A 14,550-nucleotide genomic window follows, 5' to 3' on the forward strand; every position below is an offset into this window, starting at 1 on the left:
CGTTGTCGGCCCCCCTCGTCGGCGCCTAACGTCGAAGGGATCGATCCGAAAGGAGCCGGACGTTGACGACCTCGCAGACCGACCGTGTCGCGGCGGCCCGGCTCGCCTGGGCCGCGCTCAAGCTGACCCGGGCCGGCCGCCACCCGGTGGGCGTCGACCGCCTCGCCGGGACCGTCGGTGTCACCCCCGCCGAAGCGCGGCGGCTCGTCGAGCTGATCGGGTTCACCCTGCACCGCGACCTCGTCTCGACCGGCCCCACGCCGCGCGGCGCCCACCACCGGCTCGAACCGGCCGAAGGCACCCTCGGCGCCGGCCCGGACGGCTCGGTCGACATGTTCCTGCTGGCCCTCGCGACCAACGAGCCGGTGCACGCCGTCGCGACCTGCCCGGTCACCGGCACCCGCATCCGCATCGAGCTCACGTCGCGGGGCATCGTGCAGGCCGACCCGCCCTCCGCCGTCGTCGCCGCGATCGACCTCGGCTTCGGCCTCGACCACGTCGAAGCCGTCGCGTGCGCCGGGCAGCCGTTCTTCGCGTCCGCGTCGGCGGCCGCGAACTGGCTGGTCGCGCACCCCGGCGGCCGCATCTACCAGGTCGCCGCCTACCTGGCCCAGGCCCACCGGCTGGTGGCCGCGCTGGAGGCCCGGCCGAAGTTCGTTCTTTGACGCGGGGACCGAGGAGCAAGCCAAGCCTGCCGACGTCGTAGGCTGTGACCTGCGGGGCTTCGCCCCGAGCCGGGGGCTCTGCCACCCGGACCCCCGAAAGAACTGGGCGGTTCGTTAGCCTTTCCGGGCAGCGAGAACCGCCCATGTCGAAGGAGAGCAGTCGCAGTGCTCCGCACTCACAACGCCGGCACCTTGCGTGCCGAGCAGGCCGGACAGACCGTCACCCTCACCGGATGGGTGGCCCGGCGGCGAGATCACGGCGGCGTCATCTTCATCGACCTCCGCGACGCGAGCGGGGTCGCCCAGGTCGTCTTCCGCGAAGGCGAGATGGCCGAGCGCGCCCACGCGCTGCGCTCGGAATTCTGCGTCAAGATCGTCGGCGAGGTCGCGAAGCGCCCCGAGGGCAACGCGAACGCCGAGATCCCCACCGGCGAGATCGAGGTCCTCGCGACCGGGCTCGAGGTGCTGTCCGAGGCCGCGCCGCTGCCGTTCCCGATCGACGACCGGGTCGACGTCGGCGAGGAGATCCGCCTCAAGCACCGCTACCTGGACCTGCGCCGCAGCGGCCCGGCCGCGGCCATGCGGCTGCGCAGCGAGGTCAGCCGCGCCGCCCGCGAGGTGCTGCACAACCAGGACTTCGTCGAGATCGAGACCCCGACGATGACCCGCTCCACCCCCGAAGGCGCCCGCGACTTCGTGATCCCGGCCCGGCTCAAGCCCGGCTCCTGGTACGCCCTGCCGCAGTCGCCGCAGCTGTTCAAGCAGCTGCTCATGGTCGGCGGCATGGAGCGGTACTACCAGATCGCGCGCTGCTACCGGGACGAGGACTTCCGCGCCGACCGCCAGCCGGAGTTCACCCAGCTCGACATCGAGATGAGCTTCGTCGAGCAGGACGACGTCATCAAGGTCGGCGAGGACATCGTCACCGCGCTGTGGAAGCTGATCGGGCACGAGATCCCGCGGCCGATCCCGCGCATCACCTACCACGAGGCGATGGCCAAGTACGGCTCGGACAAGCCGGACCTGCGCTTCGACCTCGAGATCACCGACATGACGGAGTTCTTCGCCGACACGCCGTTCCGCGTGTTCCAGGCGCCCTACGTCGGCGCGGTCGTGATGGCCGGCGGCGCGAGCCAGCCGCGGCGCCAGCTCGACGCGTGGCAGGAGTGGGCGAAGCAGCGCGGCGCGCGCGGCCTCGCGTACATCCTCGTCAACGAGGACGGCACGCTCGGCGGCCCGGTCGCCAAGAACCTCTCCGAGACCGAGCGCGAGAACGTCGCCGCCGCGGCGGGCGCCAAGATCGGCGACTGCGTCTTCTTCGCCGCCGGCAAGGCCGCGAGCACGCAGCCGCTGCTGGGCGCCGCGCGTGACGAGATCGGCAAGCGCCTCGGCCTGATCGACGAGGACGCCTGGTCGTTCGTGTGGGTCGTCGACGCCCCCCTGTTCGCGCCGGTCGAGGACATCGGCGACGACGTCGCCGTCGGCTCCGGCAAGTGGACCGCGGTGCACCACGCGTTCACCTCGCCGACCCCGGAGTGGATCGACAAGTTCGAGCAGGACCCGGGCAACGCCCTGGCCTACGCCTACGACATCGTCTGCAACGGCAACGAGATCGGCGGTGGCTCGATCCGTATCCACCGCGGTGACGTGCAGAAGCGCGTCTTCGCGCTGATGGGCCTCGGCGAGGAGGAAGCGCAGGAGAAGTTCGGCTTCCTGCTCGACGCCTTCGCCTTCGGCCCGCCGCCGCACGGCGGCATCGCGTTCGGCTGGGACCGCATCGTCATGCTGCTGGCCAAGGCCGACTCGCTGCGTGACGTGATCGCGTTCCCGAAGACCGGCGGCGGCTACGACCCGCTGACCGCGGCGCCCGCGCCGATCACCGCGCAGCAGCGCAAGGAGGCCGGCATCGACGCGAAGCCGGCCGCCCCCGCCCCGCAGAACTAGTGCTGCACCTCAGGGCCGTGTGCCCGCCGGACAAGACCGCCCAGGCGCTCGAAATCCTGCGGGTCCACGCCGGCACCGCGCACCTGATCGTGCACCGCGGTGCCGCCGTGTCACCCGAAGGTGACCTGCTCGAGGCCGACATCGCGCGCGAAGCGGCGGACGAGATCGTGGACGCGCTGTGCGTGCTCGAACTCGACCGCACCGGCGGGATCACCCTGGAAGCGCTCGACACGGCCCTGTCCGACGCCGCCGACGAGGCGGAGGAAGCCGCGCCGGGGGAGGGCGCCGACGCCGTCGTGTGGCAGGAGCTGCTGTCCCGCACCGGCGAGGAGTCGCGGCTCAACGTGACGTTCCTGGCGTTCCTCATCATCGCGTGCCTGCTCGCGGCGGTCGGCGTGCTGACCGACTCGGCGGTGACGATCGTCGGCGCGATGGTCGTCGGCCCCGAGTTCGGGCCGCTCGCCGCGTTCGCGGTCGGCCTCGTGCTGCGGCGCTGGGACCTGGTCCGGCAGGCGGGCGCGGCGCTCGCGATCGGCTTCCCGCTGGCCATGGTCGTCACGCTCGGCGGCGCCCTGCTGGTGCGGGTGACGGACGTCTTCGGCGCGCAGGCGTTCGAGCTGAAGCGGCACAGCGAGGTCGACTTCGTGTTCTCGGTGGGCGTACCGTCGCTGGTCGTGGCGATGCTCGCCGGCGCGGCCGGGATGCTCGCCATGACGTCGGCGAAGTCGGCCGCGCTCGTGGGGGTCTTCATCTCGGTGACCACGGTGCCGGCCGCGGGATACGCGGTCGTCGCGGCCGTGGCGGGGGAGTGGAGCAGGTGTCTCCAGTCGATCGGGCAGCTGCTCGTGAACCTTCTCGGAATCGTTGCAGCCGCGGCCGTTGTGTTGATCGTGCGCCGGAATGGGCACCGTTCCCCGGAGGAGCTTCGTCCGCTTTCACGCGGGTGACCCGGATCCGGCGGGGATGCCCCTTGTTGTCCGGATGTCAGTAGTCATGGTTGCTCAGTCACGAGTAGGGTCGGTGACAATGACAGTCGACACCTCCTCCACCGGCGACGCTGGGGTCGGGGCAGGAGCCGAGCAGGACATCGCTGCAGCCGTCGCGGCGGGCGAGTCCGTTCTCTCGCGCCGGTTCGGCAGTCCGATCACGCTGGTTTCGCCGGAAGACCTCGCGGGCAGCGGACCGGCCACGGTCGTCCGGGCGAGAGTGGTGTCGTCGTCCTTCGCGCTGCCGCGCACGCTGGTCATCAAGCACTACCCGGAGGTGCCGGCGCCGGGTGAGCCGGATTCGTTCGCCCAGGAGGCCGTCAGCTACCAGCTGTTCACCGCCCTGTCGCCGGACGAGCGGATGTGCCCGGAGCTGCTGGCCCACGACGGCCGCGACCGCGTGCTCGTGCTGGAGGACCTCGGCCGTACGGCGACCCTGGAGGACAAGCTCTCCGCCCGCGACTCCCGCGCCGCCGAACGCGCGCTGCTGTCGTGGGCCCGGTCGCTGGGCCGGCTGCACGCGAACACCGCCGGGCGCGAGGCCGATTTCAACGCCCTGCTGCGCCGCCTCGGCGGTCCGGCGAAGAGCGATCACGGCGACGTCGACGAGCTCTGCGCGCGGGTGCCGTCGCTGATCCAGGACCGGCTGGGCATCCCGGTGCCGGACTCGGTGCTCGACGCGGTCACCTACGCCGTCGAGCAGTCCCGGTCGTCGGCCTTCCGCGCGTTCAGCCCGGTGGAGCTCAGCCCCGACAACAACCTGGTCACGGGCGAGGGCGTGCGGTTCCTCGACTTCGAGTACGGCTGCGTCCGCTCGGCCCTGGTCGACGCCGCGAACCTGCGCCTGCCGTTCGCGAACTGGCCCGACGCGCTCGCCCTGCCCGCCGGCATGAGCGAGGCGATGATCGCGGCGTGGCGCGCGGAGGTGGCGGGCGTGTGGCCCGCGTTCGCCGACGACGAAGCCCTGGCCGGGCACCTGACGACGAGCGAGCTGCTGCGGGTCTGGCTGATCTCGGGCGAAGAGCTGGGCGCGCTGGACCTGTCCCGCCACGCGGCCCCGGTGAGCCGAGAGGCGGCTTTGGTGACGTGGTGGCGCGACCTGGCCAAGCACGCGGGCTACGTCCGGATGACGGCGGTCTCGGAGTTCTCGTCGAAGGTGGCGGCGGCGCTGGCGGCGAGGTTGGGGCCGCACGCGGACCTGGCGTTCTACCCGGCCTTCCGCTGACCCGCCGGTTCCACAGCCCGCCTGCCCGCCTGTCCGCCTGTCCGCCTGTCCGTCAGCCCGGCCGTCCGCAGTCCCGCTGCCTGCCCGCCCGGCTGCCCGCAGTCCGCATGCGGCTGCTCGCGGCCCGGCCACGGCTTCTCCCGGCTTTCGTCGGGGCCCGTCGATACGCTGGATGCGGGGCCGGCCCCAGGGAGGGTGGGGCTGCTTCGGGGCGATGAGCGCGGACATTTCGGACAATCGTGAGCGGAGTGCCAAGAATTAGGCGCGGTGTCGCGGCCGCGTTACCTCGTCCTCACCGCAGGTGGGTTTGCGTGTCCGATCGTCTGAGGCGTGACCGTGACCAGCCTCGAAGTCACTCCCTTTCCCGAACCCTCCCGGCCCGCGCTCGCGGCGGTGCCGGTGGTGCAGGCCGTCCCCGCGCTCCGTCGGGCGCGGCGGCTCGTGGTGCTCGGCGACTCGACCGCCGTCGGGCTCGGTGATCCCTTGCCTCGGCGGGGTGGCTGGCGTGGTGTCGGCCCGCTGGTCGCGGCGGCGCTCGGCGTCGGGACCGACGGCTACCTCAACCCGTCCTTCGCCGGCGCCCGGATGCACTGCGTGCTCAGCGAGCAGGTGCCCGCCGCGGTGGCCCACCGGCCCGATGTGGCACTGGTGGTCGCCGGGATGAACGACACTCTCCGGCCCGACTTCGACGCGGCCCGCATCGCCGCCGATCTCACCGAGGTCGTCCGCCGGCTCGGCGAGGTCGGCACCACCGTCATCCCGGTCCGGTTCCACGACCACAGCAAGGTGTTCCGCCTCCCGCCGGCCCTCAAGCGCGCGCTCGGCGCCCGGGTCGCCGAGCTGAACGCCGCCATCGACGAGGTCGTCGCCCGCGAAGGCGTGCCCTGCCTGGACCTCGACCGGCTGCCCGGCGCGTACGACCTGCCGTCGTGGAGCGTCGACCGGCTGCACCCGTCCGAACTCGGCCACCGGATGCTCGCCCACGGCTTCACCGGGCTGCTCGCCGGCGCCGGGTTCGCCGTGCCGGAGCCGGTGAGCCTCACCTGCGGCGGCGGGGTCGAGCCGAGCACCACGGGACACGTGGGATGGCTGGTGCTGAAGGGGATTCCGTGGCTGTGGCGCCGCGGCCGCGAGTTCCTGCCCTACGCCGCGGTCATCATGTGGCACTCGTTCCGCGAGCGGACGCGCTGAACACGCGCAACGCCTCGGCGTCCGAAGCCGGGTCGCGGACGAAGAAGTCGGCCCACTCCTCGATGTCCGGATAAGCACTGCGCGCCACGAGGTACCGGCACGCCGTTTCGACGTCGTACCGCGTGCGCCGCAGCTCGACGCCGTCTCCGAGCAACGCCCAGTGCGCACCGCCGGTGCCGTAAGGCATGCCGACGCTGCCGGGGTTCACGATCAGCCGCCGGTCCGCCAGCCGCGTGAACGGCATGTGGGTGTGCCCGAGCACCACCGTCGGAGCGACGACGCCCTCCAGGACTTCCACCCAGCGTTCGAGGGAGCTGTCGACGAGGACGATCTCGGTGTCGTCGCGTGGAGTCGCGTGGCAGAACAGCACGCCGTCGAGCGTCACCGTCAGCGGGAGCGCGTCCAGGACCGGCAGATCGGCCGGCCGCAGCTGCCGCGCCGCCCACGGGAAGATCGGGTCCGGCACGAACTTCCCGTCGCCGCGCGCGGACGCCGCCAGCTCGCGGTCGGCGTTGCCGCGCACCCACACCGCACGGTCGCCCAGGGAAACCAGCCGCTCGAGGGTCTCGACGGGCATCGGCCCGGCCAGCATGTCGCCCAGGAGCACGATCCGATCGGCCGCGACGACGTCCGGCTCGGCCAGCACGGCTTCCAGCGCCGGCAGCACGCCGTGGATGTCCGCCAGCACCGCGATCCGCATCCGCCCACCTTCGCCGCACGGACGCGCCCCGGGCGAGGGATTTCGCCCAGGGCGCAACCGGTTCAGCCCGTGGTGAGCGGCAGCTCCCGCACGCCGGTCATGTTCGGGTTCACCTGGAACTTCGGCGGCTCGCCCGGGATCGTGCGCAGCGCCGGGTAGCGGTCGAACAGGATGTCCAGCGCCACCCGCCCTTCGAGCCGCGCGAGCGGCGCGCCGATGCAGAAGTGGATGCCGCGCCCGAACGCCAGGTGCGGGTTCGGATCGCGCAGCGGGTTGAACGTGTCCGGCTCGGCGAACACCCGCTCGTCCCGGTTGGCCGCCGCCACCCACACCATCAGCATCTGCTCGGCCGGGATCGTCGCGCCGCCCAGTTCGACCTCGCGGTTCGTCGTGCGGGCGACCGCCGCGAACGGCGAGAGGTAGCGCAGCGACTCCTCGACCAGCGGCGGCACCAGGGACCGGTCGGCGCGCACCCGCTCGTCCCATTCCGGGTGCGTGTCCAGGCACAGCACGGCGTTGCCGAGCAGCATCGTGGTGGTGATGTGCCCGGCCAGCAGCAGCACGTTCGCGAAGTTGACGACCTCGTTGCGCGTCAGCTTCTCACCGTCCAGTTCCGCCTCGACGAGCTTGGTCAGCAGGTCTTCGCGCGGCCGCGTGCGACGTTCGTCGACGTGCCCGCCCAGGTATTCGATGAGCTGCTTCTGACCTTCCAGGGAGTTCTTGACCGACTCCTGGTTGGCCTTGCTCTGCTCCTTCAGCGAGAACTGCTCGGACGAGCTGAACAGCTTGTCCACCCAGCCCTTGAACAGGTGCCGGTCGCTCGCGGGGACCCCCAGCAGCTCCGCGATCACGATCACCGGCAACGGGTAGGCCAGGTCTTCGACGAGCTCGAGCCGGCCGGAGCCGCCGGCCTCGTCGAGCATCTCGTTCGTCACCGCGGCGATGCGCGGCTCGAGGTCGGCGACGACCTTCGGGGTGAACGCGCGGCTGACGAGCTTGCGCATCTTGTGGTGCAGCGGCGGATCCAGCTGCAGCAGGTTGCCCGCCGACATCGCCTCCAGGTCGACGTCCTGCATCATCTCCTTCGGCACCAGCCGGGTGGTGTCCGAGGAGTAGGTCGCCGGGTCGCGGAGGATCTCTTCGGCTTCCGGGTGCCCGTAGACGTTCCAGAACCCGAGGTCGGCCGCGTGCCGCACGCGCTCGGCCGGTTGCTTTCCGCGCAGCCAGAACTGGGATTCGTGCAGTCCCCAGGTGTCGGCGAGTGTGGTGGTCATGTCCGCCCCTTTTCCCTGTGTGAACCCGGGATCAGCCGGGATCCTCGGTGGGATCGTGTGCGTAGATCCCCTTCCGGTAGCCCGAGACGAGCTCCTCGAGCGCCGCCGTGAGTTCCGCGGCCACCTTCGCGACCGCCGCGGGGTCGGGTTCCCCGGGCGGCTCGAACGAGGCGCGGATCGTGTACGCGAGGGCGTCGGCCCTCTCTTCGAGCGGGATGGCGTCGAACTTCCCGGACACCACGTCGGTGAAGTAGAAGCCGATCGCCGTGGCGTTGAGCGCGTAGTCCAGGTTCGGGACGTCGGTGCGGACCAGCCCGTGCCGGCGCATCGCGTCCTCGAAGTGCCCGCTCAGCTCCTGCTGCTGCTTGCGCAGCGCGAGGTCGCCGAGCGAGCCGAACATCTCGGCGTTGCCGCGGAACATCGCCATCATCAGCGGCCGCCGGTGGGTGGCGAGGAACGAGGACGAGATCATCCGGTGCGGCAGGATCATCGCCGGGTCGGCCTTGATGCCGTCCAGGATGACCTCGGTCAGATCGGCCGATTCGCGCATCATCAGCGCCTGGAACAGCAGTTCCTTGTTGCGCCAGTGCAGGTAGACGGTGCCCTTGCCGATGCCGACCGCGCGCGCGATGTCGTCGACGGCCACCTTGCGGTAGCCCATGCGCAGCAGCAGTTCGCCGGCCGCGTCCAGGATGCGGTCGCCGCGCTCGCGGTTGGGATGGCTCATACCCGCTCTTTCGTCGAGAGTGACCTGTTGACCGGATTCGCACTTTCGGTCAATCAGTCAAGACGACGGTAGCGCGCCCTCGAACACCGGGGCAAGGGTTCTGTCGGTGGCGTCGGTTAACGTCATCCGGGTGGCACAAGACGAGCTCTTCACCGTGAACGCCGACGTGGCGCCCCCACCCGAACGCACCGTGTCGAATGCGGACGAGCGGCAGGCGGACCCGGCGAGCTCGCCCCTGGCCGTGCGGATGCGGCCGCGGTCGCTCGACGAGGTCGTCGGCCAGCAGCACCTGCTGCGCGAAGGCGCCCCGCTGCGCCGGCTGGTCGAGGGCGCGGCACCGGCGTCCGTGCTGCTCTACGGCCCGCCCGGCACCGGGAAGACGACGCTGGCCAACCTGGTCTCGATCGCCACCGGACGCCGGTTCGTCGCGATGTCGGCGCTCTCGGCGGGCGTCAAGGAGGTGCGCGGGGTCATCGAAGAGGCCCGGCGGCGCCGGCAGTACAACACCGAGAACACCGTGCTGTTCATCGACGAGGTGCACCGGTTCTCCAAGACCCAGCAGGACGCCCTGCTCGGCGCGGTCGAGGACCGCACGGTGCTGCTGGTCGCGGCGACCACCGAGAACCCGTCGTTCTCCGTCGTCTCGCCGCTGCTGTCGCGCTCGCTGGTGCTGCAGCTGCGCCCGCTGACCGACGAGGACATCACGCGGCTGATCGAGCGCGCGCTGGCCGACGAACGCGGCCTCGGCGGCGAGCTGACGCTGACCGAGGACGCCCGCGCCCACCTCGTCCGGCTCGCCGGCGGGGACGCGCGCCGCGCGCTGACCGCGCTGGAAGCCGCGGCGGACGCGGCGTCGGCCACCGAGGCGAAGACCATCGACCTGCCCATCGTCGAGTCCACTGTGGATAAGGCCGCGGTGCGCTACGACCGCGACGGCGACCAGCACTACGACATCATCAGCGCGTTCATCAAGTCGATCCGCGGCTCCGACGTCGACGCCGCGCTGCACTACCTGGCCCGGATGATCGAGGCGGGGGAGGACCCGCGGTTCCTGGCCCGGCGCCTGGTCGTGCACGCCAGCGAGGACATCGGCATGGCCGACCCGACCGCCCTGCAGGCGGCGGTCGCGGCCTCGCACGCCGTCGGTTTCATCGGCATGCCCGAGGGCCGGCTGGCGCTCGCGCAGGCGACGATCCACCTGGCCACGGCACCGAAGTCGAACGCGGTCGTCACCGGCATCGACGCCGCGCTCGCCGACGTCCGCGCCGGGCTGGCCGGCAGTGTCCCGCCGCACCTGCGCGACGGGCACTACGCGGGCGCCAAGAAGCTCGGCAACGCGCAGGGCTACCGCTACCCGCACAACGTGCCGGAAGGCGTGCTGGCGCAGCAGTACCCGCCGGACGAGCTGGTCGGCAAGGACTACTACGAGCCGACCCAGCGCGGCGCGGAACGCCCGCTCGCCGAGCGCGTCCCGAAGCTGCGCCGGACCATCCGCGGCGAGCGGTAAAGGCGGTTTGGGAAACCCTTGGGGCATCCCGGGGGAAGTGGACGGCTGGTGTTCGCCCGCGCGACGCGAACCGGGCACATGCGTCGGCGAGCATCCGGCCCATGGAAATCCCGAGAGTCGGTGTTCCCGACGCACTGGCTGCCCGCCTGAGCATGGCCGAGCAGCACGAGTACCTCTCCCGCCGTTCCCTGCTCAAGGGCGCCGCCGCCACCGGCGCCCTGCTCGCCGCCGGCCCGATGCTGCTGCCCGGCGCCGCCTACGCCGACGGCGCGAAGGTCGCCCCGGCCGGGCGTCACCTCGCCTTCGGCCGCAACCCGCGCACGGACATCCGCGTCGCCTGGCAGGTCCCGACGCGCGTCAAGAACCCGTTCCTGCGCGTCGCAGAGTTCGAGCCACGCTTTCCCGGCGAGAACCCATCGGCACAGCACCACGACCGCCACGGATACCAGTGGGGACACCGGATCCCGGCCGAGACGCGCGCGCTGCACTCCGAGGTCGCCGGGGTCATCGCGCCCTACGACCAGTACTACCTGCACGCCGAAGCGAGCCGTCTGACGCCGGGGCGCACCTACACCTACGCGGTCGGCCACGACGGCTACGACCCGGCGAACGGCGACGGCGGGGCCGCCGCGCTCTCGACGTTCACCACCGCGCCCGCGCGCGGCTTCCCGACGGGGAAGTTCACCTTCACCGCCTTCGGCGACCAGGGCGTCTCCACGACGGCGCTGGCCCAGGACGGCGCGGTCGCCCAGCAGCACCCGCGCTTCCACCTCCTCGCCGGTGACATCGCCTACGCCGACCCGAGCGGCGCGGGCCTGCCGCCCGGCCCGGTCGCCGACGGCAGCCACGACCTGTACGACCCGAAGGTCTGGGACGCCTACTACAACCAGATCGAGGGCGTCGCGGCGTCGGTGCCGTGGATGGTCACCACCGGCAACCACGACATGGAAGCGCTGTACTCGCCCGACGGCTACGGCGGCCAGACCAAGCGCTGGGACTTCCCCGGCAGCGGCCCGGCCGACTGCCCGAGCGTGTACTCGTTCATCTACGGCAACGTCGGCGTGATCTCCTTGGACGCCAACGACGTCTCGTACGAGATCCCGGCCAACCGCGGCTACTCGCACGGCTCCCAGACGGCGTGGCTCAAGCGGCGCCTGCGGTACCTGCGCCTGCAACCGGACGTCGACTTCATCGTGGTGTTCTTCCACCACTGCGCCTACTCGACGACCAACCAGCACGCCTCCGAAGGCGGCGTGCGGGAGGAGTGGGTGCCGCTGTTCGACCAGTACCACGTCGACCTGGTCGTCAACGGGCACAACCACATCTACGAGCGGACCGACGCGCTGCGCGGCGGCCGCGTCACCAAGAAGGTCGCGATCGGCGACACCGTCGACCCGGACCGCGACGGCACGGTCTACGCCACCTGCGGCGGTGGCGGCCGCAGCGTCTACAGCTTCCCGGTGCCCGACACCTTCGACGGCGAGTTCACCAGCTACCACTGGGTGAAGGGCGGCGGACAGGAGACGGAGACCGTCGGCTGGTCGCGCGTGCGCTACACCGGCTACTCCTTCCTCGCGATCGACGTCGAACCGGCGTGGTTCGGCCGCAGGACCACGCTCACCGTGCGGACCCTGCGCAACGACGGCGCCGAGATCGACCGGTTCACCCTGCGGCGCACCGCGGGCCTGCACACCGCGACCGGCGGCTTCGGCGGTTCCGGTGGCCACGGCGGAAAGTCGCAGGCGGGAGTGGGTGCGGACCCGGGCGACGCCTGAGCACCGCGGGCGGGTCCCCGCACGGACAGTGCCGGGGCCCGCACCGATCGTGGGCCGGAGAGTCCAAGATCATCGGGTTTCGTAAGCTTCGCGGCTTGGGGCGGCCTGAACAAAGGGGGGCGGCCCAAGCGAAGGCAGGAGGCATCCCGTGCCCGCGACGCTGCAATGCATCGTCCTGGACTGTCCGGAACCGGCTGAGCTCGCCTACTTCTACCAAGCGATCATGGGGGGCGAGGTCGACCGTCCGGATCCCCGCTGGCGGGTGGACGCGGACTGGTCGACGTTGCACGCGAACGGGGTGGTCCTCGGGTTCCAGCGGTCCTTCGACTACCGGCCGCCGCGCTGGCCGGACCCGGCGTACCCGCAGCAGTACCACCTCGACTTCGAGGTCGACAACCTCGCCGAGACGCACCACCAGGTCCTCTCCTACGGCGGCCGGCTGCTCGATCCCGACCTGGGCGGCCGCGGCTGGCGCGTCTACGCCGACCCGGCCGGCCACCCGTTCTGCCTGCTCGGTGATTACTGACCACTGACTGACCACTGACTCCTGACCGCAGGCGTGCGGCTTTCCCCGTCGTTCCGGCGTTTTCCGGCGTTCGTCCCGGAGAACCGTTCGGTGGCGCGGAACCCGGCACTCGGCCGTCCGTGGTGTCCCGCGGGCTGCGGGAAGGGCGGGGGTTCGGCACGATGGCGGGATGAGCATCGGATTCCTCGGTACCGGGATCATGGGCGCCGCGATGGCGGCCAACATCGCGAAGGCGGGCCTCGACGTCCGGGTCTGGAACCGGACCCGCGAAAAGGCCGAACCCCTCGCCGACGTCGCGACGGTGGCCGATTCGGCGGCCGCGGCGGCGGCCGGCGCCGACATCCTCGTGACGATGCTGGCCGACGGTCCCGCCGTCGCGTCGGCGTTCGAAGCCGCTTCGCCCGCGTCGGGCACGTTGTGGCTGCAGATGAGCACGGTCGGCCTCGACTGGACCGACCGCCTCGCCGCGCTGGCCGGGAAGGCGGGCGTGGTGTTCGTCGACGCGCCGGTCCTCGGCACCCGCCGGCCGGCGGAGCAGGCCCAGCTGCAGGTGCTGGCGTCCGGCCCGGAGGAGGCCCGCCCGGCCGCGACGCCGGTGTTCGACGCGGTCGGCATCCGCACGCTCTGGCTCGGCCCGGCCGGCCAGGGCAGCCGGCTGAAGCTGGTGATGAACGCGTGGGTGCTGACCCTGACCAACGGCACGGCCGAAAGCCTCGGCCTGGCCCGCGCGCTGGGCCTGGACCCGGCGCTGTTCCTGGAGACGATCAAGGGCGGCGGTCTCGACGTCGGCTACGCGCACGTGAAGGGCGCCGCGATGCTGTCGGGCGACTACGACCCGTCGTTCCCGGCGGCCCTGGCGGCGAAGGACGCCCGCTTGGTGGTCGAAGCCGCGGGCGACGACGTCGACGTGGCCGGCGCCCGAGCCACCCTCGCGCACCTGGAGGCCGCGGTGGAGGCGGGCCACGGCGACGAGGACATGGCGGCGCTCTACCGCGCGGTGCTGAAGGACACCTGACCCGGCTTGCCTGGTCACCACCGAGCGGCGCGAGCGTCACCGCCTCGAAACGGGCCGTCGCGGCCAGGTCGGGTCGGCGCCGGGCAGCCCGGCCGGCACGTCGGCCGCCCGTCCCGCCCGGTCCGGGACAGGACCCGGCGCCCGGGCCCGTCGTCGTGTCCCGTCGGCCAGGTGCACCGCGTGGCCCGTCGCGGGAGCGAGGCGTTTTCCGGCCCGCGCGGGGTGACACGGTCGGGGACCCGGCTAGGCGGTAACCTCACCAGCACTCAATACCCGTGAACCGAGGAGGGCCCGTGTCGGCAGGGCAGATCGCCGCGTTGATCGCCGCAGGAGCATTCGTGGTGCTGGTCGTCCTGCTGGCGATCCCGCTGATCAAGCTCGGCAAGACGCTGGACGCGGCCACCGAGGCGATCGAGCGCACCAACAGCAACACCGACCCGCTGCTGATCGGCGCGAACCAGACGATCACGCACGTCAACACCCAGCTCGAGCGGGTGGACGGGATCACGTCGAACGCGCAGGCCGTCACCGGGAACGTCTCCGCGCTGACGTCGGTGTTCACCGCGACGCTGGGCGGCCCGCTGGTCAAGACCGCGGCGCTGTCCTACGGGCTCAGCAAGGCGATCCGGGCGCGCAAGAAGAAGAACGCCGCCAAGGCCGCGAAGAAGGCCGCGAAGTGAAGCGGCTGTTCTGGCTCGGCGTCGGCGTGGTCGCCGGGGTCGCGTTGTCCCGCAAGGCCGCCGAAACCGCTCGTCAGGCCACTCCCGCGGGGTTAGCATCGAACCTGGGTGACGCCGTGCGCGAGCTGGCGGGCGCCGTGGGTTCCTTCGGCGCCGAGGTGCGCGCGGGCATGAGCGAGCGGGAGCAGGAGTTGCACGAGATGGTCGAGCAGCGGACGGGCGTGGTGACGCCGCAGGCCTCGGGCCGGCACGCCGCCGAAGCCCGGCGGCCCGCCCGGCGAGCTCGCCGGGCGGAGGGCTGACCGGTCGCCTTCGCGACCCGGAAGCCGCTCCGC

14 protein-coding genes are annotated in these 14,550 nt (G+C 71.9%); 11 read left to right on the top strand and 3 right to left on the bottom strand.

The features are described 5' to 3' along the window. The first annotated feature begins 62 nt into the window (after positions 1–62). The 5 genes from merB to OHS18_RS45250 all read left to right on the top strand — a co-directional run bounded on the left by merB (position 63) and on the right by OHS18_RS45250 (position 6,011). A complete protein-coding gene (gene merB / locus OHS18_RS45230) occupies positions 63–665 on the top strand; it encodes an organomercurial lyase (RefSeq protein ID WP_328614942.1) in 603 nt (200 codons plus the stop codon). Between the two features lie 165 nt (positions 666–830). Beyond that, complete coding sequence (gene aspS, locus OHS18_RS45235) at positions 831–2,609, top strand: aspartate--tRNA ligase (RefSeq protein WP_328614943.1); 1,779 nt, start codon at positions 831–833, stop codon at positions 2,607–2,609. Then, on the top strand, positions 2,609–3,556 hold the full coding sequence (locus OHS18_RS45240) for a DUF389 domain-containing protein (RefSeq protein ID WP_328458575.1): 948 nt from the start codon (positions 2,609–2,611) through the stop codon (positions 3,554–3,556). Before aspS ends, OHS18_RS45240 begins: the two co-directional genes overlap by 1 nt. Before the next feature lie 79 nt (positions 3,557–3,635). After that, positions 3,636–4,820, top strand: coding sequence for a phosphotransferase (locus tag OHS18_RS45245; RefSeq protein WP_328614944.1), 1,185 nt, complete (start codon positions 3,636–3,638; stop codon positions 4,818–4,820). A gap of 330 nt (positions 4,821–5,150) precedes the next feature. After that, positions 5,151–6,011: an SGNH/GDSL hydrolase family protein gene (locus tag OHS18_RS45250; RefSeq protein ID WP_328614945.1), complete on the top strand. Its 861-nt coding sequence runs from the start codon at positions 5,151–5,153 to the stop codon at positions 6,009–6,011. Here OHS18_RS45250 and OHS18_RS45255 read toward each other — a convergent pair. From OHS18_RS45255 to OHS18_RS45265, 3 genes are all read right to left on the bottom strand, one after another. After that, positions 5,977–6,711, bottom strand: coding sequence for a metallophosphoesterase family protein (locus OHS18_RS45255; RefSeq protein ID WP_328614946.1), 735 nt, complete (start codon positions 6,709–6,711; stop codon positions 5,977–5,979). The two genes, OHS18_RS45250 and OHS18_RS45255, sit on opposite strands and share 35 nt — an antisense overlap. 62 nt (positions 6,712–6,773) lie before the next feature. Then, positions 6,774–7,985, bottom strand: a complete 1,212-nt coding sequence (locus OHS18_RS45260; protein ID WP_328614947.1) for a cytochrome P450 — start codon at positions 7,983–7,985, stop codon at positions 6,774–6,776. Between the two features lie 31 nt (positions 7,986–8,016). Further along, positions 8,017–8,712 carry a TetR/AcrR family transcriptional regulator gene (locus tag OHS18_RS45265; RefSeq protein ID WP_328614948.1) on the bottom strand — a complete coding sequence of 232 codons (696 nt, stop codon included), beginning with the start codon at positions 8,710–8,712 and terminating at the stop codon, positions 8,017–8,019. A gap of 130 nt (positions 8,713–8,842) precedes the next feature. Between OHS18_RS45265 and OHS18_RS45270 the strand changes: the two genes are divergently transcribed. The 6 genes from OHS18_RS45270 to OHS18_RS45295 all read left to right on the top strand — a co-directional run bounded on the left by OHS18_RS45270 (position 8,843) and on the right by OHS18_RS45295 (position 14,517). Continuing rightward, entirely contained in the window at positions 8,843–10,219 is a 1,377-nt protein-coding gene (locus tag OHS18_RS45270; protein ID WP_328614949.1) for a replication-associated recombination protein A, read from the top strand. Positions 10,220–10,320: 101 nt separating this feature from the next. Beyond that, on the top strand, positions 10,321–11,994 hold the full coding sequence (locus OHS18_RS45275; protein WP_328614950.1) for a purple acid phosphatase family protein: 1,674 nt from the start codon (positions 10,321–10,323) through the stop codon (positions 11,992–11,994). Positions 11,995–12,142: 148 nt separating this feature from the next. Then, entirely contained in the window at positions 12,143–12,520 is a 378-nt protein-coding gene (locus tag OHS18_RS45280; RefSeq protein WP_328458562.1) for a VOC family protein, read from the top strand. A 169-nt stretch (positions 12,521–12,689) separates the two neighbouring features. Then, positions 12,690–13,535: an NAD(P)-dependent oxidoreductase gene (locus OHS18_RS45285; protein ID WP_328614951.1), complete on the top strand. Its 846-nt coding sequence runs from the start codon at positions 12,690–12,692 to the stop codon at positions 13,533–13,535. Between the two features lie 293 nt (positions 13,536–13,828). Continuing rightward, positions 13,829–14,215: a DUF948 domain-containing protein gene (locus tag OHS18_RS45290; RefSeq protein WP_328458559.1), complete on the top strand. Its 387-nt coding sequence runs from the start codon at positions 13,829–13,831 to the stop codon at positions 14,213–14,215. Further along, positions 14,212–14,517 (top strand): hypothetical protein, encoded by a 306-nt coding sequence (locus OHS18_RS45295; protein ID WP_328458557.1) that lies wholly within the window; start codon positions 14,212–14,214, stop codon positions 14,515–14,517. Before OHS18_RS45290 ends, OHS18_RS45295 begins: the two co-directional genes overlap by 4 nt. The last annotated feature ends 33 nt before the right edge of the window (positions 14,518–14,550 follow it).

It is taken from the genome of Amycolatopsis sp. NBC_00355, from assembly GCF_036104975.1.
Lineage (GTDB): Bacteria > Actinomycetota > Actinomycetes > Mycobacteriales > Pseudonocardiaceae > Amycolatopsis.